Below are 22,793 nucleotides of genomic sequence, written 5' to 3'. Positions count from 1 at the left end.
GAAGCTGCAGGGTCAAGCCACTTTGTCTGGATGCAGTGTTTGGCTATCCATGGAAATCCGGACTGCGTCATGACGCCAGAACTCGCGATCGCAATCAAGAATCTGTCCATGCTGATCATAGTTGACGCGAATTATCATTAACAGCGGACTGCCTTCTGGCAGATTGAGATAATTCGCCACGCTGGCCTGCGCCGCAGTCGGGTAAATATCAAAAGTCGCGCGGCCGCAATGGATGTCATAGTGTTTTCGGTAAATCAATGTCAGCGACTGAGTCAGGTCCAGTTTCAATATGTCCGGGAAAAACTCTGGTTTCAGATAATGTTCTACAAACATCACGGGGCGACCATCGACTGAGCGTAGACGGCGTATACAGTGCAGCCTGCTTAACGGCAGCACCGCCAACTTCAGGCATAACTCCGGGCTCGCCAATTCCGTACTGGTCGAAATGACCTGTGTGAGTGCCTTGCGCCCCTGGCTTTCGACCATCTGGTGGAACAGCGAATTTGTGAAGGGGTTGTACACCAGTCGGGGTGGGGTAACAAACCAGCCGCGCCTGCTTTCCCGATAGATCGATCCTTCCGCTTCCATTCTTTGCAGGGCTTCTCTGAGCGTGATGCGGGTTGTGGAAAACAGATCGCTCAGCTCTCGTTCGGGAGGGAGCTTGCTACCGGACGCCAGAGTGCCATTGATGATTTGCGTTGCCAGGGCGTGATAGATGGTGGCAGCTTGGGTGGTTATTTTTTCTGTCACGGTGATGGTCTGGATGATTTTTGAGCGCTGATATTATCCCAGTTCATCATTTCATTACCTTTACTCGACTCAACTGACTCTCTTCGGGCGCACCTCGCCCACTGTCCCTCTGACGATTGATCACCCGGAGCGGATGCTCAGACCTTCGTCCGCACCTGCGCTCTGGTGCCGATTACCTTCGTTGTTTCTGGTCGTGTCGGGCGCGTGAATAAGCGTGGCATCGACAGACATTCCTTGGTGCAACGACAGCCCTGTTCTATCCCGGCCAGGTGCTTAACGCCTATTCAATTGCATCAGGGGGCCGAGTCGGAGCGTCTCAAGTGTCACATTTCGGTCATTTCTTATGGGTAGCATCCAGTTTCCGCCCCAATCTGGTCTATACCACACGGCTATTCCATGAAAAAAATACTGATTACGAGTTTGCTTGCAGGTGCCTTGTCGATTGCAGTTTCCAGTGCGTACGCGCAGTCGGAGCTGGATGCTTTAGTCGCCGCAGCCAAAAAAGAAGGCGCGGTCAATAGTTTGGGCATGCCGGATAACTGGGCAAACTGGAAAGATACCTGGGCTCAGATCACGCAAACGTACGGCCTGGTACATCAGGACACCGACATGAGCTCGGGGCAGGAAATCGCAAAATTCGAAGCTGAAAAATCGAACGCATCAGGCGATATCGGTGACGTTGGCCAATCTTTCGGCCCGATTGCCGTCAGGAAGGGCGTTACCCAGGCCTACAAGCCGACCACCTGGGACGAAATTCCGGCTTGGGCCAAGGACGCAGACGGTCATTGGATGGTGGCTTACAGCGGGACCATTTCCTTCATCAGCAACAACAAACTGGTCAAAAATCCGCCAAAGAACTGGGGCGATTTGCTCAAAGGCAATTACAAGGTGACGGTTGGCGAAGTGGGCGTCTCGGCGCAAGCCAATAGCGCTCTGCTGGCAGCGGCGATTGCCAATGGCGGCAACGAAAAGAACTTGCAACCTGCGTATCAGTTATTTGCAGAGTTGGCTAAACAAGGGCGGCTCTCCATGACCGATGCGAGTATCGCCAACATGGAAAAAGGTGAAGTGGAAGTTGCCCTGTTATGGGACTTCACGTCATTGAGCTATCGCGACAAGATCGATCCATCCCAGTTCACGGTATCCATTCCCACTGACGGTAGTGTGAGTGCCGGTTATTCAACCCTCATCAACAAATACGCACAGCATCCGAACGCCGCCAAACTGGCGCGTGAATACATTTTCAGCGATGCAGGCCAGATTAACCTGGCGCGTGGTTATGCGCGTCCGATTCGCAGCAACGTCGTCCTGCCACAGGATGTAAAGGAAAAGATGCTGTCGGCTGAACAGTATCGCAACGCCAAACCGATCCAGGATTTCGCGGCTTGGGAGACAACCACCAAGGCCATACCGCGGCAGTGGCAAGAACAAGTCATGATTTATAACAAGTAACTCCACCCGCGTTAGTTCGCTTCTAAAAACCTGCTGCACGACTTGGGTCGCTCGCTACGGTTTTTAGAAGTGAGCATCAGAGCAGAGAGCAGGGTAATGGTCGCACTAAGGTTTGTGCCGGCCATATTTCGCGCTCGCTTATCAAAAACCATGTAACACGGAATGGCTAGCTGTATGACTTCTGCATCGAACCCGCTGGCAATACCAGTGACTCTCGACACCCGGCATCACCCACGCTTTCGCCACTGGCGGGCGGCGCTGGTTCTATTGCCCTTGTTATGTGTGTTGGCGCTGTTTTCACTGGCACCGACAGCCTGGCTGCTGATCAACAGTGTGCAGGTTGATGGCGCATGGTCGCTGGCGAATTTCAGTGAAATCCTGCATTCCCCGTTTTACCGGCAGGCCTTTGGTAACAGCCTTTGGGTTTCCGTCTGCTCCAGCTTGATCGGATTAGCCATCGCGCTGGTGGTCGCCGCTTCATTGAAGCGGGTGGATTGCGCGCTGCGCGACATGACGGTGGCATTCACCAATATGGCCAGCAATCTAAGTGGGGTGTCATTGGCATTCGCCTTCATTATCGTGATGGGAACTAATGGCGCCGTGACCTTGCTCTTGCGGCGATGGGGTTTGCTGGCTGATTTCAATTTATACACGCAGACCGGTCTGACGCTGATTTACAGCTATTTCCAAATACCGCTAGCGGTGTTGTTGCTCTATCCAGCCTTTGATGCGCTGCAAGATGATTGGCAAGAGGCAGCCTCTTTGCTGGGTGCCAGCCGTGCCAGTTACTGGCGTCTGGTTGCATTGCCGGTACTGCTGCCGGCGGTACTCGGCACTTTCATATTGTTGTTGGCTAATGCCATGGGGGCGTATGCGAGTGCGTATGCACTGATGACCTCCAATTACAACCTGGTCACCATCCGCATTTCCAGCCTGGTCGCCGGGGACATTTCTCTGGAACCGAATCTGGCGGCAGCACTGTCCGTGCTTCTGGTGGCGATGTTGGTGCTCGTGGCGATGGTCAACCAGCTCTTGATGAAGAGAAGCTACCATGCACACTAACCGTTATCACCAGTTCGTGTTGTATGGCGTGATGGCGCTACTCAGTGTCCCTGTTCTGGCGACCCTGGTGTATTCATTTTCCCAGCACTGGGGGGCAACCATATTGCCCGACGGGCTGACGTTCGACTGGTACCTCAAGTTGTGGCAAGAGCCGCGGTTCTTGAGTGCATTTAGCCACTCCCTGTTGATTGCACTGGGCACATTGGTCTTCAGCACAGTGGTCATCGTGCCTGCCGCATTTGTCGTGTTCCATTATTTCCCGAACCTGGATCGTTGGATGAACATCCTGATCCTGATCCAGTTCGCGGTGCCGCCTGTGGTCTCGTCAGTGGGCTTGTTACAGATTTATGCCGATGGCCCGCTTCCACTGATCGGTACGCCGTGGGTATTGATCGGGTGCTATTTCACGATTGTCCTGCCGTTCATGTACCGGGCACTCGCCAACGGTCTGCAAGGGCTGAACGTGCGTGACCTGATGGATGCGGCGCACCTGCTAGGGGCAAGCACTCCCGCCGCTTTTTTGCGGGTGATCTTGCCGAACATCCGCAAGGGCCTGATGGCCGCGTTGTTTCTCTCGTTCTCCTTCCTGCTGGGCGAGTTCGTGTTCGCCAACATATTGGTGGGCAGCCGTTACGAAACCTTGAACGTCTATCTCTATTCCGTGCGCTCCACCAGCGGCCATTTCATGAGTGCCGTGGTGATGAGCTATTTCATATTTACGCTGGGCGTGACCTGGATTGCCACCCGCTTGAGTCGATAGGACTGTGCGATGAATTATCTTGAAGTATCCAACTTGTCGAAATACTACGGCAAGGGCTCGGGCAAGACCCGCGTGTTTGACGACATCCATTTCAATATCAAGGAAGGCGAACTGGTGACCCTGCTCGGTCCCAGTGGCTGCGGCAAGTCGACCTTGTTGCGCTGCATCGCCGGTTTGACTGACGTCGATAGCGGTCAGATCCAGGTGGCGGGAAATAACATTACCCATGTTGCTCCGCAAAAACGTGGTATCGGCATGGTCTTCCAGAGCTATGCGTTGTTTCCGAATCTGACGGTGATGGGCAATATTGCCTTCGGCCTGAAAATGCAGGGCGTCAGTGTCGATGAAACCTTCCAGCGCGTGACCGAAGCGGTGCGCCTGGTTGAATTGCAGGGGCACGAGAACAAGTTCGTGAGTCAGCTCTCCGGCGGCCAGCGTCAGCGTGTAGCCCTGGCGAGGGCATTGGTGGTGCGGCCACGCATCCTGTTGCTGGATGAACCACTGTCGGCACTGGATGCGCGCATCCGCAAGAACCTGCAGGAGGAGATCAGGCGGATTCAGTCGCAGCTGAAACTGACGACTATTTTCGTGACCCACGATCAGGAAGAAGCGCTGATGTTGTCCGACCGCATCATTGTCATGGATGGCGGTCGCATTGTGCAGGAAGGGAGCGCCGAGACAATCTACACCCGTCCCGCCAATGGTTTTGTCGCGCGCTTCATGGGTAGCTACAACCTGCTGGATGCCCGTCAGGCGGAACAACTGCTTGGCCTGCGCATACAAGGACAACTGGCAATCCGGCCGGAAGCGATCCATGTGGCGCAAGCCGGCCGCAGTTATGGCCCGCATCTGGGTGCACCGTGCCGCGCCAGGGTCCGTCACCATCAACTGCTCGGCAACGTCATTCGTTACCACGTCGATGCGCAAGGCTGCTCGTTGATGGTCGATATGCTCAATCGCAGTTCAGGTTCTTTACTGCCGGCAGGCGCGCCGCTCGATCTGCTGTTCAATCGTGAAGAACTGCAGGAGGTCGCATGACGGTTTTGGCTATTTTTGACCTGGACGAGACCCTTGTCGATTGCGATAGCTCCAGTCTCTGGCTGCGCTATCTGGTGCAACGTGGTGTGGCCGCAGCCGACATGCTGGTCACCGAGCAGGCGATGATGCAAGCCTATCATCTGGGCGAACTCTCCATGGCGCAGTACATGGACTTTACGCTCCAACCGTTGTCTGGAGTGGCCGTCAGCGAAGTGGAGCGATGGGCTGATGACTTTGTTTCCAGCATCATTGCTCCCCGCATATATCCAGCCGGACGTCGGCAAATCGAGTGGCATCGCCAACAGGGAAACCAGCTGTTGATCATCTCCGCGACGGCTGACTTTATCGTGCGCCGTGTCGCGGCCATGCTGGGCGTGGACGAGGTGATCGCCATCGAACTTGAACAGGAAGGTGGCAGCTTTACCGGCGCGACTAAAGGGATACTCAGTTTTCGGGAAGGCAAGGTGGAGCGCTTGCAGGCGTGGCTGAAGCACCATGGCAGCAACTTGCAAGGCAGCTATGGCTACAGTGACTCGGTGAATGATTTGCCGCTTTTACATGTGGTCCAGCATGCGTGTGTCGTCAACCCCGCACCAGCGTTGAAACAGGTCTCGGACCAGCATCAATGGCGACAGTATGACTGGCAGTTGGCGCAAGATGAGCACGGCGTCACGGGTTAATCCAGTCGCGCTTCAATGCATTATTGCGCCACAAGGCAGCGGGCCCGCCGGTACCTCGGCTAACCCAGGATTTGTCATGGGCCGCCATGGGGATGTACTTCCAGGCAGAGGCCTTGTTCGTCATAAAGGCGGCAGGCCTTGTCCGGGTGCATGGAGTGAAAGAACAAATGCCCCAGACACAAGAAAGCCCGCACTAGGCGGGCTTCTTGAGGTTGTTTATAGACTGCTGTAGACATCTATAAACAGGTACTTGGTGGCTACACAGGGACTTGAACCCCGGACCCCAGCATTATGAATGCTATGCTCTAACCAACTGAGCTATGTAGCCAAGTGGCGCGCATTATTCACCGGTAACGGGGATGCGTCAAGCACAAATCTAAGATATTTCTCTGCGCTTTCAACCGTTTATCAACTCTTTAGCAAAATCGACCCTCCGAGCAGGGGTGAAGGGCAGCGCTGGAACCAGCGGCTGGCCTGTTCGTACGCGTGCGCCAGTTGCAGGACGGCGAAGTTGGCCTGGTGCCGGCCGATGATTTGCAGGCCCATGGGCAGGCCGCTGGCGTTGAAACCGACCTGTACGTTAGCCACCGGGCAGCCGGACAAGGTGCCGGGAATCACCACCTCCATCCAGCGGTGATAAGTGTCCATGGTCACGCCTTCGATGGCGGCGGGCCACGGTCGGGTTTTATCGAACGGGAACACCTGGGCGCTGGGCAGCAGCAGGTAGTCGTATTTTTCGAACAACCTGGAGATCGCCCGATACCAGTCGCTACGCGTCACCGAGGCAGCAAACACATCGGTGGCCGAGAGTTTCAGGCCGTTCTCCACTTCCCAGCAGGCTTCCGGTTTCAACAGCGCACGTTTTTGCGGGTCGGCATAGGTCGCGCCCAACGAGCCGGCGACCATCCAGTGGCGCAACGTCCGCCAACTGCTCCACAGCTTCTCTGGCGTAGCCGAGTTGGTCGATAAACAGGTCGGCACTGTCATCGAAGGGCACGCGGACCTGGTGAAACACAACCTGATCCACGTCGATGACGGCGAGTGGTGGAACCTGTGGTTCGCCGCCAACGACCTCGACATCCACCTCAATTCGGACATGCTCTACGTCAACAACGACCACGCGCTGTCGGTGGCTGAGAGCGGGCAGGGCATTGCGCTGGCCAACGAAGTGCTGGTGCGCGAAGAACTCCATAGCGGCAAGCTGGTGCGGGTGGTGGACGCGCAGGTGAAGCTGGAAAGCTATCGGGTGCTGACGCCGTCCGCCGAGCTCTCGGCGGACGTGGCGTGGTTTATCGACTGGCTCAAGAGCGAACTGGAGCAGGACTTCCCGGAGGCGGTGATCCGCGCCTGAGAAGTCCTGGCGGACTCAACTCAAGCGGAAGCGCCCGGTGTTGGCGCTGAGGGCCTTGCTGCCGTGGCTCAAGGTGTCCGCCGCCTGGTTCACCGCGCGGGCACCTTCGAGCAAACGCACCGCCGCTTGATCGACCTGCTGGATATTGCCGCTGACCTCGTCGGCGGTACTGGCCTGTTCTTCCACCGCCGTGGCGATTTGCGCCAGGGTATCGGTGACGCTCTGCACCGCACTGGCGATTTCCCCGAGCCGTTCACCGAGGCCGGTAACCGCTTGTGCATCGCTTTCTGCCTGACTGCACGCGGCTTGCATCAGGCTGACGGCCTCATTCACGGTGTTGCGCAGGCTGTCGACCGTACCGGCAATCTGTGCGGTCGACGATTGCGTGCGTTGGGACAGGCTGCGCACCTCATCGGCCACCACCGCGAAGCCACGCCCTTGCTCGCCCGCCCGAGCCGCCTCGATGGCGGCGTTGAGTGCCAGCAGGTTGGTCTGCTCGGCGACGCCGCGAATGGTGTCGACCACCAGTTGAATCTGCTGTCCCTGCTCGCTGACCCGGCCCAGTGCCGCAGCGGTCTCGTTCAGGCGTTGATTGAGCTGCTGGATGCTCGCGGTGGTGCGCTGGCTGTCACGGCTGCTGTCGGCGGCAATGCGTCGGGTGTGCTGGGCGCTGCCGGACGCCTGTTCGCAACTGTGGGCCACCCCTTGGGAGGTGGCGGCCAGTTGCGTCGCCGCAGCGGCAATCTGGCTGATCTGCAGCTGCTGGGCTTCGACTTCGCCCAGGGCGTCGCTGGAGTGATGGTTGAGGGTTTGTACCGCGTTGCTCAGTTGCAGGGTTTCGTGATCTACCCCTTGCAGGCTGGTGCGCAGTTGCACTACGGCGACGTTAAGCGCGGTGCTGATGACTGCCAGTTCGTCTCGACCCTGAACCGGCACCTGCAGGCTCAGATTGCCATCGCGCAAGGCCTCGGCCAGTACCGTGATGCCGCTGGCGCTGCGGCGGATCGAGGCCTGCAAACAGATGAACAGATACAGCGCGGCCAACAGCAGGCAGCCCAACACGGCGGCCACCACAATGAACTGGCGGATCGCCGAGTCGTGGTAGTAATCCAGGCGTTGATCCAGCGACACCAGCGACTGCTGGCGCAACGCGGCGAGGTCGGAGAGCAGGGCATCGAGACTGCGCTCGAAGTCCTCCGGCTTGAGGTTGATGCTGCCGCCGAACACGCCGTCATCCAGCACCTTCAGGCCCGCATCGAGGCGCTTGAGGCTGTCATGGTATTGCCCGGCCCAGGTTTTCAGGGCGCTGGGCAAGCGCGCTTCGAGCAGGCCTGCGGTTTTCACCAGCTGCTCACGCGCATCGCCGATGCGGCTGCGCAAGTCGCGCAGTTGCAGACGGCTTTGCAGGGTGAACTGCCCGGACACCACCGAGGCCTGACCCACCGCCGCCAGACGACCGACCCGTTCGATCAGGTCCGGCGCGTGCTGGGTGGAGATCTGCGTCAGCAAGTAGGTTTCCAGCCAAGGTGCCAGCGTCAGGCGATTGTCCATGGCGATCTGCTCGCGCAAGGCTTGCAGGGCGCTCAAGGCGTTGGTGAAGCGATCGTAGCCATCGGGCCACCAGCCGACATTGCTCAGGCTTTTTGAATCGAGGCCATCGAGGGCGGTTTGCAGGGCCTGGTAACGCGACAGGGTTTCGCCCTCGGCGCTTTCTTTTTGCAGGGCATTGCCCAGCTCGGCAGTGGCCTGGATGACGGCGGGCTGAACCGCATCGAAGGCGGCCATCGCGGCGAGGGTGGCCGGCGTGGGCTGGCGATTGGTTTCCGTGGCGCGCCATCGGGCGGCGCGATCACGCTGGGCGGCGAGCAGGTCATCCAGCGCATCGAGCGCAAGCAGTTGCCGCACCCCGGCGCGTTCGCCGGAGATCAAGTTGAGTTTGTCGCGATAGTCCTGGCCGATCATCCACAGGCTGCCGGCCAGCGGCAGGATAAACAGCAGAAACAACAGCTGGAATTTACGTGCGAAGCCAAAACGCCCCAGCAGCCCGATCCCCGGTGATAAAAAAGCCTGCATGCCCCATGACTCCTCTGGACACCACGCACTATTGGCGTGCGTCGGAGGTTGTCGCACCTCCGACTCGTGCCCTCTAAAAAGGCCTCGAAAGTTCACCCTTGTCCGCTCTGTAGGCCGACTCTGTGGCGAAACTTCCCATTGTCGGTCTCCTTTGTAAGGAAGCCGCGTTCAAGCCGACAAGGAAGGCAAGATTCAGACCATGGCTTTGCGCCATCAAGGATGTGGCGATGAAAAATCGAAGTCGTTAGCAGGCTAAGGGGATGGCGTTGCCGCACCGAAAAATGGCACATTGACGCACCTGCACGTTCGTACCTCCTGTTGTCTGGAAACTCCCATGGCTATCAGCAACGCCCAGACCGGCTCAGTGCCGGCGTCCGCTACGCCCCAAAGCAGTCCCCTGGTGATGCGCATCATTGGCGCGGTAGCGCTGGCGCACTTGATCAACGACCTGATCCAGTCGGTGCTGCCGTCGATCTATCCGATGCTCAAGGCCAACTATGGCCTGACTTTCACCCAGGTCGGCCTGATCACCCTGACGTTCCAGTTGACGGCCTCGCTGCTGCAGCCGTGGGTCGGTTATTACACCGACCGCCATCCCAAGCCGTGGTTGTTGCCGGCGGGGACGGTCTGCACCCTGGTCGGTATTCTGATGATGTCGGTGGTCGCCAGTTTCCCGCTAATCCTGCTGGCGGCGGGGCTGATCGGCATCGGTTCATCGACCTTCCACCCGGAAGCGTCCCGCGTGGCGCGCCTGGCTTCGGGCGGGCGTTTCGGGCTGGCGCAATCGACCTTCCAGGTCGGCGGTAACGCAGGCTCGGCGTTCGGCCCGTTGCTGGCGGCGGCGATCATCATTCCCTACGGTCAAGGGCAGGTGGCGTGGTTCGGCCTGTTCGCGGTGTTTGCGCTGTTCGTGCTCTACCGGATCAGCCGCTGGTACGCCAACCACTTGAACCTGTTCAAGCTCAAGCAAGGTCAGGCGGCGACTCACGGCCTGTCCAAGGGCCGAGTGACCAGTGCGCTGGTGGTACTCGGGTTGCTGGTGTTCTCCAAGTATTTCTACATGTCGAGCCTCACCAGCTACTTCACCTTCTACCTGATCGAGAAGTTCGACCTGTCGGTGGCCAGTTCGCAGTTGCACCTGTTCCTGTTTCTCGGCGCGGTCGCGGCGGGGACATTCTTCGGCGGGCCGATCGGCGACAAGATCGGGCGCAAGGCGGTGATCTGGTTCTCGATCCTCGGTGTTGCGCCGTTCACATTGCTGCTGCCCCATGTCGACCTGTTCTGGACCAGCATCCTCAGCGTAGTCATCGGCTTCATCCTCGCCTCGGCGTTCTCGGCCATCGTGGTGTACGCCCAGGAGTTGGTGCCGGGCAATGTCGGGATGATCGCCGGGGTGTTCTTCGGTTTGATGTTCGGCTTCGGCGGGATTGGTGCGGCGCTGCTTGGGCATCTGGCGGACATACACGGCATCGAATACGTGTACTACCTGTGTTCGTTCTTGCCGTTGTTCGGGGTGTTGGCGATCTTCCTGCCGCGTACCAAAAAGACCTGAGCCAACACAAATCCCCCTGTGGGAGCGGGCTTGCTCGCGAAGAGGGCGTGTCAGTCAGTACAACTGTAAATGACACACCGCCTTCGCGAGCAAGCCCGCTCCCGCAGGGGGTCGGTGGTGTGGCGGATGATTGTTTCAGGCAAAAAAAAGCCGCGAATCAAACGCGGCTTTTTTTGGGGCGTATAGCTTAGACGTTGAAGCGGAAGTGCATCACGTCGCCGTCTTTGACGATGTAGTCCTTGCCTTCCAGGCGCCATTTGCCGGCTTCCTTGGTACCGGCTTCGCCCTTGTACTGGATGAAGTCGTTGTAGGCGATCACTTCGGCACGGATGAAGCCTTTTTCGAAGTCGGTGTGGATCACGCCTGCGGCTTGTGGTGCGGTGGCACCGACGCGGACGGTCCAGGCGCGGACTTCTTCGACACCGGCGGTGAAGTAGGTCTGCAGGTGCAGCATTTCGTAGCCAGCGCGGATCACGCGGTTCAGGCCAGGCTCTTCGAGGCCCAGGGCTTCGAGGAACATGTCTTTTTCTTCGCCGTCATCGAGCTCGGCGATTTCCGCTTCGATCTTGTTGCACACCGGTACAACCACGGCGCCTTCTTCTTCGGCGATGGCGCGTACAACGTCCAGGTGCGGGTTGTTCTCGAAACCGTCTTCAGCGACGTTGGCGATGTACATGACCGGTTTGGTGGTCAGCAGGTGGAAGCCCTTGATCACCGCTTTCTCGTCGGCACCCATGTTCTTCATCAGGCTGCGCGCTGGCTTGCCTTCGGTGAAGTGGGCGATCAGTTGCTCCAGCAGGCCTTTCTGGACCACTGCGTCCTTGTCACCGCCCTTGGCGTTGCGCGCAACTTTCTGCAGTTGCTTCTCGCAGCTGTCGAGGTCGGCGAAGATCAGTTCCAGTTCGATGATTTCGATGTCGCGTTTCGGGTCGACGCTGTTGGAGACGTGAATCACGTTCTCGTCTTCGAAGCAGCGGACCACGTGGGCGATGGCATCGGTTTCACGGATGTTGGCCAGGAACTTGTTACCCAGGCCTTCACCTTTCGACGCACCGGCAACCAGGCCGGCGATGTCGACGAACTCCATGGTGGTCGGCAGGATGCGCTTTGGATTGACGATGGCTGCCAGGGCATCCAGGCGCGGATCCGGCATCGGCACGATACCGCTGTTGGGTTCGATGGTGCAGAAGGGGAAGTTCTCGGCCGCGATCCCGGATTTGGTCAGGGCGTTGAACAGGGTGGACTTGCCGACGTTAGGCAGGCCGACGATGCCGCAATTGAATCCCATGGTGTTTCCCCTCGGATAAGAGTCAGGCCTTCTGGCTGTGCAGGTTTTTCATCGCGCGGTTCCATTCCCCGGCGAGGATATCCGGCAGCACGCCGAGGGCAAAGTCGATGCTGGCATCGAGTTTTTCCTGTTCGGCGCGTGGCGCACGACCCAGGACGAAATTTGAAACCATACTGGCAACGCCCGGGTGGCCAATGCCAAGCCTCAGGCGATGAAAGGTATTCTGATTGCCCAGTTGCGCGATGATGTCGCGCAACCCGTTGTGACCGCCATGGCCGCCGCCCTGCTTGAGCTTGGCAACGCCGGGTGGCAGGTCGAGTTCGTCGTGCGCCACGAGGATTTCTTCAGGCTTGATGCGGAAGAAACCGGCGAGTGCCGCCACGGCCTGGCCGCTGCGGTTCATGTACGTGGTGGGAATCAGCAGACGAACATCCTGACCCTGATGCGAATAGCGCCCGGTCAGGCCGAAATATTTGCGGTCCGCCACAAGGTTCACGCCTTGTGCGTTCGCGATGCGCTCAACAAAAAGGGCCCCTGCGTTATGCCGGGTCTGTTCGTATTCAGCGCCTGGATTTCCCAGGCCAACGATCAGTTTGATGGCAGTCACGATAGGGGCCCTTCCTTGGAGTGGTGGATAACATCGCCGCAATCAGGGAAAGCGGCGAAAGTGGACGAAAATTGCTCATTTACCATGATGTAAACTCCGCGTTCTCGCCCGCTTTCTCGCTATGCTCTAGTCCGCGATGTTTCCGGTCACTCCGGCGTACAGAGTAAAATTACTCTGCAGCGCCTTCTGCAGCTTCTGGAGCAACACGTGGAGCGTGGACGTTGGCAACAGCCTTGTCATCGCCGTGTGCCAGGGCCACGAACTCAACGCCTTTAGGCGCCTTGAGGTCCGACAGGTGAATGATCGAACCGATTTCAGCGTTAGCCAGGTCGACTTCGATGAACTCAGGCAGATCTTTCGGCAGGCAGGAAACTTCGATCTCGGCAACAACGTGCGAGATTTCGCCGCCTTTCTTGGTCGGTGCTTCTTCGTTGATGAAGTGCACTGGAACGATAGCGGTCAGTTTCTGGCCAGCTACTACGCGTACGAAGTCAGCGTGCATCACGTGGCCTTTGGCCGGGTGACGCTGCAGGGCTTTGATCACGACGTTCTGCTTGGTGCCACCAACGTTCAGCTCGATGATGTGGCTGTAAGCCGCTTCGTTTTCGAGCAGTTTGGCAACTTCTTTGGCCAGCATGCTGATGGATTCAGGGGCTTTTTCGCCACCGTAAACTACAGCTGGAACCAGGCTTGCGAGACGACGCAGGCGGCGGCTCGCACCTTTCCCCAGGTCGGAACGCACTTCAGCATTCAGGGTAAAATCGTTCATGTTGTATCTCCAAAATAACCACATTCGCCCCAGCGTTTGCGACCAGCGCTAAAGGCGATATGGGCAAAAAAGCCCCGCCCCGACAGGAATGCCGGGGCGGGGCGCTTTTCGTCAACGAGACATTTCGAGAAGGGCAGGGCCCTTAGCGGAACATCGCACTGATCGATTCTTCATTGCTGATGCGGCGAACCGCCTCGGCAACTACCGGCGCGATATCCAGTTGACGGATACGCGAGCAGGCTTGTGCAGCAGCGGACAACGGGATGGTGTTAGTCACCACCAGTTCGTCCAGCATGGAATTTTCGATGTTTTCGATCGCCCGACCGGACAGCACAGGGTGTGTGCAGTAGGCGAAAACCTTGGCAGCGCCATGCTCTTTCAGGGCCTTGGCCGCGTGGCACAGGGTGCCGGCGGTATCGACCATGTCATCGACCAGAATACAGGTACGCCCTTCGACATCACCGATGATATGCATCACTTCAGAGTGATTGGCTTTCTCACGGCGTTTGTCGATGATCCCGAGATCCACGCCCAGGGATTTGGCAACCGCACGTGCACGCACGACGCCGCCAATGTCCGGGGATACGATCATCAGGTTTTCGAAGCGCTGATCTTCGATGTCATCCACCAGAACCGGGGAGCCGTAGATGTTATCTACCGGAATATCGAAGAAACCCTGGATTTGGTCAGCATGCAGATCAACCGTGAGAACACGGTCGATGCCGACTACGGTAAGCATGTCAGCCACGACTTTCGCGCTGATAGCCACACGTGCGGAACGCGGACGGCGATCCTGACGGGCATAACCAAAGTAAGGAATAACAGCAGTGATACGAGTAGCCGAGGAGCGGCGGAAGGCATCAGCCATCACTACCAGTTCCATCAGGTTATCGTTGGTCGGAGCGCAAGTCGGCTGAATAATGAAGACGTCTTTACCGCGGACGTTTTCATTGATCTCGGCTGTAATTTCGCCGTCGGAGAATTTACCGACAGAGATGTCACCGAGAGGGATATGCAGCTGACGTACGACACGCCGAGCCAGATCGGGGTTAGCGTTCCCCGTAAAGACCATCATCTTGGACACGCGCAGTACCTGAAGGCTGAGGGTAACCTGGATGAGTATAGGAAAATGGCAGGGGCGGCTGGATTCGAACCAACGCATGGCAGGATCAAAACCTGCTGCCTTACCGCTTGGCGACGCCCCTGTATTTGTTGCAACGATTACCCGGTAATCGGTTCCTTTAGAGCAGACTTTGCAGCTTGCGATGCAACATCGAAATGTTGCTTCCTTTTGCTACAAACCCTGTAAGGGTCTCTGTAAGAAGGGCCGAGACTTTATCAGCTTCAGCTTTGCTTGGGAAGCCCCCAAACACACAACTTCCAGTTCCGGTGAGTTTTGCTTCGGTAAATTTACCTAACAAATTCAAAGCGTTACGTACCTCTGGATAACGCCTTGTTACCACCGGCAAGCAGTCATTTCGACTGTTTCCCTTGGGAACGGGGCGCACTTTAATGGGAGGAGTGTTACGTGTCAACAACGGATCTGAAAAAATTTCTGCCGTACTTACAGAGACTTGCGGTACCAGCACCAGATACCACGGTTCTTCCGGGTCGACAGGGGTCAGTTTTTCCCCCACACCCTCGGCAAAAGCCGCGTGTCCACGTACGAAAACCGGGACGTCGGCGCCCAGCGTCAACCCCAGGCCAGCCAGGCGATCTTCATCCCAGCCCAATTGCCACAGATGATTGAGGCCGAGCAAAGTCGTTGCGGCATTCGAGCTGCCGCCACCAATGCCGCCGCCCATGGGCAGGATTTTTTCGATCCAGATGTCGACGCCCAGCGAGCAAGCGGATTGCTCCTGAAGTTTTCTGGCGGCCTTGACGATCAGGTTGCTGTCGTGGGGGACGCCCGGGAACTCGGTGTGCAATTGAATGACACCGTCATCGCGCAGGGCATAGGTGATTTCGTCGCCGTAATCGAGAAACTGAAACATCGTCTGCAGTTCGTGGTAGCCGTCTTCGCGGCGACCCAGGATGTGCAGCATCAAATTGAGTTTGGCCGGCGAGGGCAGCGTCAGGCGATTGTCCGGCATGTCATTGCCCCAGTTTGCGCGGTTGCCAGACCTTGATCACCAGCGTGACATCAAGGTCGGTACCGCTGAGCTTGATGCGCTCGGGCAGCCAGAAACCGTTTTGTTGCGTGTACGAGGTGTAGTCGACCTTCCAGCCATCCTGTTCCAGGCTGGCCAGGCGGCTGTCGCCGTCCAGGGTCAGGCGACTTTTGCTGTCGGGAGCCGGGAGCCCGCGCACCCACCAGGCCAGGTCGGACACCGGTAATTTCCAGCCCAGCTGTTCTTCGAGCAGCACTTCCGGATTCGGTGCGTCGTAACGTCCCTGGTTGGCGACTTCCAGCGACACCTTGCCCGGACGTCCGGTCAGGCGAGCCGCGCCGCGGCCCAGTGGTCCCGACAGGCGAATGTCGTAGTAATCCTGGCGCTGCAACCAGAACAGCGTGCCGCTGCCCGAGTCTTTCGGGGCGCGGATGCCGATCTTGCCGTCGATCTGCCAGCCATCGAGGCCGGTCAGTTGCTGTTTGTGCTCGCGCCATTGGGCGGCGTTGCCATGGCCCACGACCGATTCGCGGGGACCCAGGCCCGCGCAACCGGCGAGCAGGGCGATAAAACTGAAAACGATGAAATGGCGCAAAAACATAATCTTAAAGAGTCTCTGATCCGGTCAGGCGTTTGATGGTGCCGCGCAGGGTCGGGCTGTCAGGCTGTTCCTTGAGGAATTTGCCCCAGACTTGTCTGGCTTCGCGCTGTTTGCCGTTTGCCCACAGGACTTCGCCCAGGTGAGCGGCGACTTCCTGATCGGGGAAGCGATCCAGGGCCTGGCGCAGCAGGCGCTCGGCTTCGTCGAGATTGCCCAGGCGGTAATTCACCCAGCCAAGGCTGTCGAGCACCGCCGGGTCTTCCGGGCTGATCTGGTGTGCCTGCTCGATCAGGGCCTTGGCTTCGGCGTAGCGCGTGGTGCGGTCGGACAGGGTGTAGCCGAGGGCGTTCAACGCCATGGCATTGTCCGGGTCGCGCTTGATGATCGTACGCAGGTCTTTTTCCATCTGCGCCAGGTCATTGCGTTTTTCCGCCTGCATGGCGCGGGTGTAGAGCAGGTTCAAATCGTCCGGGTATTGCTGCAAGGCTTGATGCAGAACATTCCAGGCCTTGTCGCCCTGATTGTTGGCGGACAGGGTTTCGGCTTCGATGAGGTACAGCTGGATCGCGTAATCCGGCTGCTCGTCGCGCTCTGCCGCCAGCTTTCTTTGCGCTTCGGCGGTCCTGCCGTTGTCTATCAGGATGTCGGCCTGACGCAATTGCGCCGGCAGGAAATCGTTGCCCGGGCCAACCTTGGCGTACTCGATCAACGCGCCTTGCGGGTCGTTTTGTTCTTCGGCGATGCGGCCGAGGTTCAGGTGTGCCGAGTCGACGTGGCTTTCCCGGGCGATCAGGTCTTCAAGATAACCCTTGGCCTCGTTCCAGGCCTTGGCTTCCAGGCAGACCAGTGCCAGGGAGTAACGCAGTTCGTCGTCTTCCGGGTACTGCTGAACCAGGCTCGAGAACTCGGCCTTGGCGTCGTCCATGCGGTCCTGTTCAACCAGCATGCGCGCGTAAGTCAGGCGCAGGCGCTTGTCGTCCGGGTATTTCTTGATGCTTTTCTGCAGCAGCGGCAAGGCCTCGTCACCGCGATCGAGGGTTTGCAGCAGGCGTGCGCGCAGCAGGATCGGGGCGATTTCGCCGTCTTCAGGTGGATTGTCTTCCAGCAGCTTCAACGCGCCCTTGGTGTCGCCGTCCTGTTGCATCAGCAAGGCCTTGCCGAAAATCAGCTGGCTGTTGTCCGGATGACGCTGCAACAAACGGTCGAAGCTTTGCATCAAGCCGTTGCGGGTGTCCTGGTCGGTGTCGGCCGCAGACAGCGCAAGGAAGTCGAAATGGGTGTCGCCCTTGCCTTGCAGGACTCTCTCCATATAGACCATGGAGTCGTCATAACGCCCGGCGCGTGCCAGTTGCACGGCGGCGGCACGTTGCGCTTCGAGGTCGTCGGGGGCGTTCCTGGCCCAGATCAGCGCGGTATCCAGGGCTGCCTGATCGGCGCCCAGATATTCGGCGATACGAAATGCCCGCTCGGAGATGCCCGGATCCTGGGTGTTGATGGCCTGGGTCACATAGTTGTCCAGGGCAATGTCGAAACGATTGCGCTGGCCAGCGAGTTCGGCGCTCAACAGGCTGAAGACGGTTTCCTCGCTGAATGAGCTGTAGACCTTGGGCTTTTCAGGGGCCGGGGTGCTGTCTTCAACCGGTGACGTACCGTCCGGTGAAGCGGGTGCCAAGGCCTGGCAGCCGCTGAGGAAGACAATAGCGAGGAGCAACGCGGAAGATCTATTCATATAGGAGGAGGACGACTAACCTGCGGTCGGATCATCATGACACAAGCTTTCGGCCAAACATAACCGGCCCGGCAATTTACCTGCCCGCCCGATAGACGACTCTGGGCGATCCTTTAAACGAGAACCGCTCGCAACGTCGGCGTCGTCTACTGGCACGATAGATATCGAGTAGTTGTTCTGATTCCGTCGAAGTAGGACAATTGTCGGCTTCACGTCACAATCAGCGACTTTGAATGGCCTTCCTTGCACTCGGTATTAACCACAAGACTGCTTCAGTAGACGTCCGCGAGCGCGTGGCTTTTACCCCTGAGCAGCTGGTTGAGGCCTTGCAGCAGCTCTGCCGACTCACCGACAGCCGCGAAGCTGCGATCCTCTCCACCTGCAATCGCAGTGAGCTCTATATAGAACAGGATCACCTGTCGGCGGACATCGTGCTGCGCTGGCTGGCCGAATATCATCATTTGAGCTACGACGAGCTGCGCGAAAGCGCCTATGTGCATGAAGATGATGCGGCAGTTCGTCACATGATGCGGGTCGCCTCCGGACTCGACTCGCTGGTGTTGGGCGAACCGCAGATTCTCGGCCAGATGAAGTCGGCCTATGCCGTGGCCCGCGAGGCCGGCACCATCGGGCCGTTGCTCGGGCGGCTGTTCCAGGCCACGTTCAATGCGGCCAAGCAGGTGCGCACGGACACGGCCATCGGCGAGAACCCGGTGTCGGTGGCGTTTGCCGCGGTGAGCCTGGCCAAGCAGATTTTCAGCGACCTGCAACGCAGCCAGGCCTTGTTGATCGGCGCCGGCGAGACCATCACCCTGGTCGCCCGCCATCTGCATGATCTGGGTGTAAAGCGCATCGTCGTCGCCAACCGTACCCTGGAGCGCGCCAGCATCCTGGCCGAGCAGTTCGGTGCACATGCGGTGTTGTTGTCGGAGATTCCGGCAGAACTGGTGCGCAGCGATATCGTCATCAGTTCCACCGCCAGCCAGTTGCCGATTCTGGGCAAGGGTGCGGTGGAAAGCGCCTTGAAACTGCGCAAGCACAAACCGATCTTCATGGTGGATATCGCTGTTCCGCGCGACATCGAGCCAGAAGTCGGCGAACTGGACGACGTTTACCTCTATAGCGTCGACGATCTCCACGAAGTGGTCGCCGAGAACCTCAAGAGTCGTCAGGGCGCAGCCCAGGCCGCCGAAGAGATGGTCTCGATCGGCGCCGAAGACTTCATGGTGCGCCTGCGTGAATTGGCGGCGGTGGACGTACTCAAGGCCTATCGCCAACAGAGCGAACGCCTGCGCGACGAAGAATTGCAAAAGGCCCAGCGCATGCTGGCCAACGGCAGCAGTGCCGAAGAGGTGCTGGTGCAACTGGCCCGCGGGCTGACCAACAAACTGTTGCACGCACCGAGCGTGCAGTTGAAAAAGCTCTCTGCCGAAGGTCGCCTGGATGCGCTGGCGATGGCCCAGGAACTCTTTGCCCTCGGTGAGGGCTCATCGGATAGCTTTTCGGATAAAAAACCGCAATGAAAGCGTCACTGCTCAATAAGCTGGATATCCTCCAGGACCGTTTCGAGGAATTGACTGCCCTGCTGGGCGACGGCGAGGTCATTTCCGATCAGAACAAGTTCCGCACCTATTCCAAGGAGTACGCGGAAGTCGAACCGATCGTGGGCGTCTATAAAGAACTGCTGAAAGTGCAGGACGACCTCGAAGGCGCCCAGGCACTGCTCAAGGACAGCGACCCGGACATGCGTGAAATGGCCGTGGAAGAAGTCCGCGAGGCCAAGGAACGCCTGGTCACGCTCGAAGCCGACCTGCAACGCATGCTGCTGCCCAGGGATCCGAACGACGGGCGCAACGTGTTCCTCGAGATCCGTGCCGGTACCGGCGGTGACGAAGCGGCGATTTTCTCCGGCGACCTGTTCCGCATGTATTCGCGTTACGCCGAGCGTCGTGGCTGGCGGGTGGAGATCCTCTCGGAAAACGAGGGTGAACACGGCGGCTATAAAGAGGTGATTGCCCGGGTCGAGGGCGACAACGTCTACGGCAAGCTCAAATTCGAATCCGGCGCGCACCGCGTGCAGCGGGTTCCGGCGACCGAGTCCCAGGGGCGCATCCACACGTCGGCCTGCACCGTGGCGGTATTGCCCGAGCCGGACGAACAGGAAGCCATCGAGATCAACCCGGCCGACCTGCGCATCGATACCTATCGCTCCTCCGGCGCCGGTGGCCAGCACGTCAACAAGACCGACTCGGCGATCCGAATCACGCACTTGCCGTCCGGCATCGTGGTCGAGTGCCAGGAAGAACGTTCACAGCACAAGAACCGTGCCCGGGCGATGTCCTGGTTGTCGGCCAAGCTGAACGATCAGCAGACCTCCGCCGCAGCCAACGCCATCGCCAGCGAGCGCAAGTTGCTGGTCGGCTCCGGCGACCGTTCCGAGCGCATTCGCACCTATAATTTTGCCCAGGGCCGGGTCACCGACCACCGGGTCAACCTGACCTTGTATTCCCTCGACGAGATCCTCGCTGGCGGTGTCGAGGCGGTGATCGAGCCGTTGCTGGCCGAGTACCAGGCCGACCAACTGGCCGCGATAGGTGAGTAAATGACGATCATTGCCAGTTTGTTGCGCGCCGCCGATTTACCTGACTCGCCGACGGCGCGTCTGGATGCCGAATTGCTGCTGGCGGCGGCCTTGGGCAAGTCCCGCAGTTTCCTGCACACCTGGCCGGAGCGCATCGTGCCGAGCGAAGCGGCGCTGACCTTCGCCGAATATTTGCAGCGCCGCCGCAGTGGTGAGCCGGTGGCCTATATCCTCGGCCAGCAGGGTTTCTGGAAGCTGGACCTGGAAGTGGCACCGCACACGCTGATCCCGCGCCCCGACACCGAGTTGCTGGTGGAAGCCGCACTGGAACTGTTGCCGGCCACGCCGGCCAAGGTACTCGACCTCGGCACCGGCAGCGGCGCGATTGCCCTGGCCCTGGCCAGCGAACGTCCGGCGTGGAACGTCACTGCCGTGGATCGCGTGCTGGAGGCCGTGGCCCTGGCCGAGCGCAATCGCCAGCGTCTGCACCTGAACAACGCCAAGGTACTGAGCAGCCATTGGTTCAGCGCCCTGGAAGGTCAGCGTTTTCAACTGATCATCAGCAATCCGCCCTACATCGCAGCGACCGATCCGCATCTGGTCGAGGGCGATGTGCGCTTTGAACCGGCCAGCGCTTTGGTGGCGGGTGTCGACGGGCTCGACGATCTGCGCCTGATCGTCGCCCAGGCGCCGGACCATCTGGATGCCGGCGGTTGGCTGATGCTCGAACACGGCTATGATCAGGCCGAGGCGGTCCGCGACTTGCTGCTGACCCGCGGATTTGAAGAAGTCCACAGCCGCACCGATCTGGGCGGTCATCAACGCATCAGTCTGGGGCGTCTGCCGTGCTGAATGATCAGGAGTTGCTGCGTTACAGCCGGCAGATTCTGCTGCAACACATCGATATCGACGGCCAGTTGCGGCTCAAGGAAAGCCGTGTATTGATCGTCGGTCTCGGCGGCCTTGGCGCGCCAGTGGCGCTGTATCTGGCGGCCGCCGGCGTTGGCGAGTTGCACCTGGCGGACTTCGACACGGTCGACCTGACCAACCTGCAACGCCAGATCATCCACGACACCGACAGCGTCGGCATGACCAAGGTCGATTCGGCAATCAAGCGCCTGACCGCGATCAATCCCGAGATCCAGTTGATCGCCCATCGTGCGGCGCTGGACGAAGACTCCCTGGCCGCCGTGGTGGCCGGGGTAGATCTGGTCCTCGATTGCTCTGACAATTTTTCCACCCGTGAAGCGGTCAACGCCGCTTGCGTAACCGCCGGCAAACCGCTGGTCAGCGGCGCGGCGATTCGCCTCGAAGGGCAACTGTCGGTGTTCGATCCGCGTCGGCCGGAGAGTCCGTGCTACCACTGTTTATATGGGCACGGCAGCGAAGCCGAATTGACCTGTAGCGAGGCCGGCGTGGTCGGTCCACTGGTGGGGCTGGTTGGCAGTCTGCAAGCGCTGGAGGCGTTGAAGTTGCTGGCCGGATTCGGTGAGCCACTGGTGGGGCGCCTGCTGCTGATCGATGCCTTGGGCACGCGCTTCCGTGAGTTGCGGGTCAAGCGCGATCCGGGTTGCAGTGTCTGTGGGTCGAAACATGCGTGAAGCGCCGATTGGCGTGTTCGACTCCGGTGTCGGCGGGCTCTCGGTACTGGCCGAGATCCAGCGTTTGCTGCCCAATGAATCTCTGTTGTATGTCGCCGACTGCGGGAATGTTCCCTACGGCGAGAAAACCCCGGAGTTTATCCAGCAACGTTGCAGCGTGATGGCCGACTTCTTTCGGCAACAGGGCGCCAAGGCCCTGGTGCTGGCGTGCAACACGGCGACGGTGGCTGGCGTCGCCAACTTGCGTCGCGACTATCCAGAATGGCCCATTGTTGGCATGGAGCCGGCAGTCAAACCGGCCGCCGCCGCAACCCGTTCCGGCGTGGTGGGGGTGCTGGCCACCACCGGCACTTTGCAAAGTGCCAAGTTCGCAGCGTTACTCGACCGGTTCGCCACGGACGTGAAAGTCATCACCCAGCCCTGTCCCGGACTGGTGGAGCTGATTGAAAACGGCGACCTGCGCAGCCCCGAGTTGCGCCAGCTATTGGCCGGGTATGTTCGGCCACTACTGGCCGCCGGCGCGGACACCCTGATTCTCGGCTGCACCCATTACCCCTTTCTCAAGCCGATGCTGCGGCAGATGATCCCCGAGGACATCAGCCTGATCGACACCGGCGCCGCCGTCGCGCGGCAACTTCAACGGCTGCTGGCCGATGGCGAGCTGCTCGCCGAGGGGCCCGCCCGCGAAGCGCAGTTCTGGACCAGCGCTGATCCGCTTCATTTCAGAAATATCTTGCCGATACTGTGGAATACCGCTGGCGTTGTGCGAAGCTTCAACAGGTAGAAGG

General features: G+C 59.2%; 20 protein-coding genes, 2 tRNA genes and 2 pseudogenes. 12 read left to right on the top strand and 12 right to left on the bottom strand.

Features of this window, described 5'->3' with window-relative positions; all coding sequences use genetic code 11:
- Window positions 1-12: 12 nt before the first annotated feature.
- A complete protein-coding gene (locus KGB28_RS04035) occupies window positions 13-750 on the bottom strand; it encodes a UTRA domain-containing protein (RefSeq protein WP_223442553.1) in 738 nt (245 codons plus the stop codon).
- Window positions 751-1,146: 396 nt separating this feature from the next.
- Here KGB28_RS04035 and KGB28_RS04030 point away from each other — a divergent pair, with 396 nt between their 5' ends.
- From KGB28_RS04030 to KGB28_RS04010, 5 genes are all read left to right on the top strand, one after another.
- Window positions 1,147-2,202 carry an ABC transporter substrate-binding protein gene (locus KGB28_RS04030; RefSeq protein WP_223442551.1) on the top strand — a complete coding sequence of 352 codons (1,056 nt, stop codon included), beginning with the start codon at window positions 1,147-1,149 and terminating at the stop codon, window positions 2,200-2,202.
- Between the two features lie 174 nt (window positions 2,203-2,376).
- Window positions 2,377-3,264, top strand: coding sequence for an ABC transporter permease (locus KGB28_RS04025; protein WP_223442548.1), 888 nt, complete (start codon window positions 2,377-2,379; stop codon window positions 3,262-3,264).
- Window positions 3,254-4,024 carry an ABC transporter permease gene (locus KGB28_RS04020; RefSeq protein WP_223442545.1) on the top strand — a complete coding sequence of 257 codons (771 nt, stop codon included), beginning with the start codon at window positions 3,254-3,256 and terminating at the stop codon, window positions 4,022-4,024. The genes KGB28_RS04025 and KGB28_RS04020 overlap by 11 nt, the downstream gene beginning before the upstream one ends.
- Before the next feature lie 9 nt (window positions 4,025-4,033).
- Window positions 4,034-5,062: an ABC transporter ATP-binding protein gene (locus KGB28_RS04015; RefSeq protein WP_223442542.1), complete on the top strand. Its 1,029-nt coding sequence runs from the start codon at window positions 4,034-4,036 to the stop codon at window positions 5,060-5,062.
- Window positions 5,059-5,742, top strand: a complete 684-nt coding sequence (locus KGB28_RS04010) for an HAD family hydrolase (RefSeq protein WP_223442539.1) — start codon at window positions 5,059-5,061, stop codon at window positions 5,740-5,742. Before KGB28_RS04015 ends, KGB28_RS04010 begins: the two co-directional genes overlap by 4 nt.
- Window positions 5,743-5,993: 251 nt before the next feature.
- On the opposite strand, the gene KGB28_RS04005 is transcribed toward KGB28_RS04010, so the two are convergent.
- Window positions 5,994-6,070: transfer RNA gene (locus KGB28_RS04005), tRNA-Met, on the bottom strand.
- Window positions 6,071-6,150: 80 nt separating this feature from the next.
- Window positions 6,151-6,690: pseudogene (locus KGB28_RS04000) on the bottom strand (amidase family protein); the annotation flags it as partial.
- Between the two features lie 49 nt (window positions 6,691-6,739).
- On the opposite strand from KGB28_RS04000, the pseudogene KGB28_RS03995 reads away from it, so the two are divergent.
- A pseudogene (locus KGB28_RS03995) lies at window positions 6,740-7,093 on the top strand (LysR substrate-binding domain-containing protein); the annotation flags it as partial.
- Between the two features lie 15 nt (window positions 7,094-7,108).
- Here the strand turns inward: KGB28_RS03995 and KGB28_RS03990 are convergent.
- Entirely contained in the window at window positions 7,109-9,166 is a 2,058-nt protein-coding gene (locus KGB28_RS03990) for a methyl-accepting chemotaxis protein (protein ID WP_223442536.1), read from the bottom strand.
- 334 nt (window positions 9,167-9,500) lie between these two features.
- Between KGB28_RS03990 and KGB28_RS03985 the strand changes: the two genes are divergently transcribed.
- On the top strand, window positions 9,501-10,718 hold the full coding sequence (locus tag KGB28_RS03985; protein ID WP_223442534.1) for an MFS transporter: 1,218 nt from the start codon (window positions 9,501-9,503) through the stop codon (window positions 10,716-10,718).
- A 187-nt stretch (window positions 10,719-10,905) separates the two neighbouring features.
- Here the strand turns inward: KGB28_RS03985 and ychF are convergent, their stop codons facing one another.
- The 8 genes from ychF to KGB28_RS03945 form a co-directional block, all read right to left on the bottom strand.
- Window positions 10,906-12,006, bottom strand: coding sequence for a redox-regulated ATPase YchF (gene ychF / locus KGB28_RS03980; RefSeq protein WP_150728018.1), 1,101 nt, complete (start codon window positions 12,004-12,006; stop codon window positions 10,906-10,908).
- Window positions 12,007-12,028: 22 nt separating this feature from the next.
- Window positions 12,029-12,613, bottom strand: a complete 585-nt coding sequence (gene pth / locus KGB28_RS03975; RefSeq protein WP_046030136.1) for an aminoacyl-tRNA hydrolase — start codon at window positions 12,611-12,613, stop codon at window positions 12,029-12,031.
- A gap of 169 nt (window positions 12,614-12,782) precedes the next feature.
- Window positions 12,783-13,382, bottom strand: a complete 600-nt coding sequence (locus KGB28_RS03970) for a 50S ribosomal protein L25/general stress protein Ctc (protein ID WP_008046051.1) — start codon at window positions 13,380-13,382, stop codon at window positions 12,783-12,785.
- A gap of 142 nt (window positions 13,383-13,524) precedes the next feature.
- Window positions 13,525-14,466 (bottom strand): ribose-phosphate pyrophosphokinase, encoded by a 942-nt coding sequence (locus KGB28_RS03965; protein WP_003208392.1) that lies wholly within the window; start codon window positions 14,464-14,466, stop codon window positions 13,525-13,527.
- A gap of 46 nt (window positions 14,467-14,512) precedes the next feature.
- Window positions 14,513-14,587: transfer RNA gene (locus KGB28_RS03960), tRNA-Gln, on the bottom strand.
- A gap of 36 nt (window positions 14,588-14,623) precedes the next feature.
- A complete protein-coding gene (gene ispE, locus KGB28_RS03955) occupies window positions 14,624-15,475 on the bottom strand; it encodes a 4-(cytidine 5'-diphospho)-2-C-methyl-D-erythritol kinase (RefSeq protein ID WP_223442531.1) in 852 nt (283 codons plus the stop codon).
- Window position 15,476: 1 nt separating this feature from the next.
- Window positions 15,477-16,094 (bottom strand): lipoprotein insertase outer membrane protein LolB, encoded by a 618-nt coding sequence (gene lolB / locus KGB28_RS03950; RefSeq protein ID WP_150756376.1) that lies wholly within the window; start codon window positions 16,092-16,094, stop codon window positions 15,477-15,479.
- 4 nt (window positions 16,095-16,098) lie between these two features.
- Window positions 16,099-17,823, bottom strand: a complete 1,725-nt coding sequence (locus KGB28_RS03945) for a tetratricopeptide repeat protein (protein ID WP_223442520.1) — start codon at window positions 17,821-17,823, stop codon at window positions 16,099-16,101.
- A 233-nt stretch (window positions 17,824-18,056) separates the two neighbouring features.
- Between KGB28_RS03945 and hemA the strand changes: the two genes are divergently transcribed.
- The 5 genes from hemA to murI are packed head-to-tail and all read left to right on the top strand — an operon-like array spanning window position 18,057 to window position 22,789.
- Window positions 18,057-19,346 carry a glutamyl-tRNA reductase gene (gene hemA / locus KGB28_RS03940; protein ID WP_223442517.1) on the top strand — a complete coding sequence of 430 codons (1,290 nt, stop codon included), beginning with the start codon at window positions 18,057-18,059 and terminating at the stop codon, window positions 19,344-19,346.
- Window positions 19,343-20,425 carry a peptide chain release factor 1 gene (prfA, locus tag KGB28_RS03935; protein ID WP_223442514.1) on the top strand — a complete coding sequence of 361 codons (1,083 nt, stop codon included), beginning with the start codon at window positions 19,343-19,345 and terminating at the stop codon, window positions 20,423-20,425. Before hemA ends, prfA begins: the two co-directional genes overlap by 4 nt.
- A complete protein-coding gene (gene prmC / locus KGB28_RS03930) occupies window positions 20,426-21,256 on the top strand; it encodes a peptide chain release factor N(5)-glutamine methyltransferase (protein WP_015096818.1) in 831 nt (276 codons plus the stop codon).
- Window positions 21,250-22,005: a molybdopterin-synthase adenylyltransferase MoeB gene (locus KGB28_RS03925; RefSeq protein ID WP_223442512.1), complete on the top strand. Its 756-nt coding sequence runs from the start codon at window positions 21,250-21,252 to the stop codon at window positions 22,003-22,005. Before prmC ends, KGB28_RS03925 begins: the two co-directional genes overlap by 7 nt.
- Entirely contained in the window at window positions 21,998-22,789 is a 792-nt protein-coding gene (gene murI, locus KGB28_RS03920; RefSeq protein WP_223442509.1) for a glutamate racemase, read from the top strand. The genes KGB28_RS03925 and murI overlap by 8 nt, the downstream gene beginning before the upstream one ends.
- Window positions 22,790-22,793 lie beyond the last annotated feature (4 nt).

Origin of the sequence: Pseudomonas sp. BF-R-19 (assembly GCF_019956445.1) — a bacterium.
GTDB classification, from domain to species: Bacteria; Pseudomonadota; Gammaproteobacteria; order Pseudomonadales; family Pseudomonadaceae; genus Aquipseudomonas; species Aquipseudomonas fluorescens_BH.
This window is presented reverse-complemented; position numbering and strand designations above follow the sequence as displayed.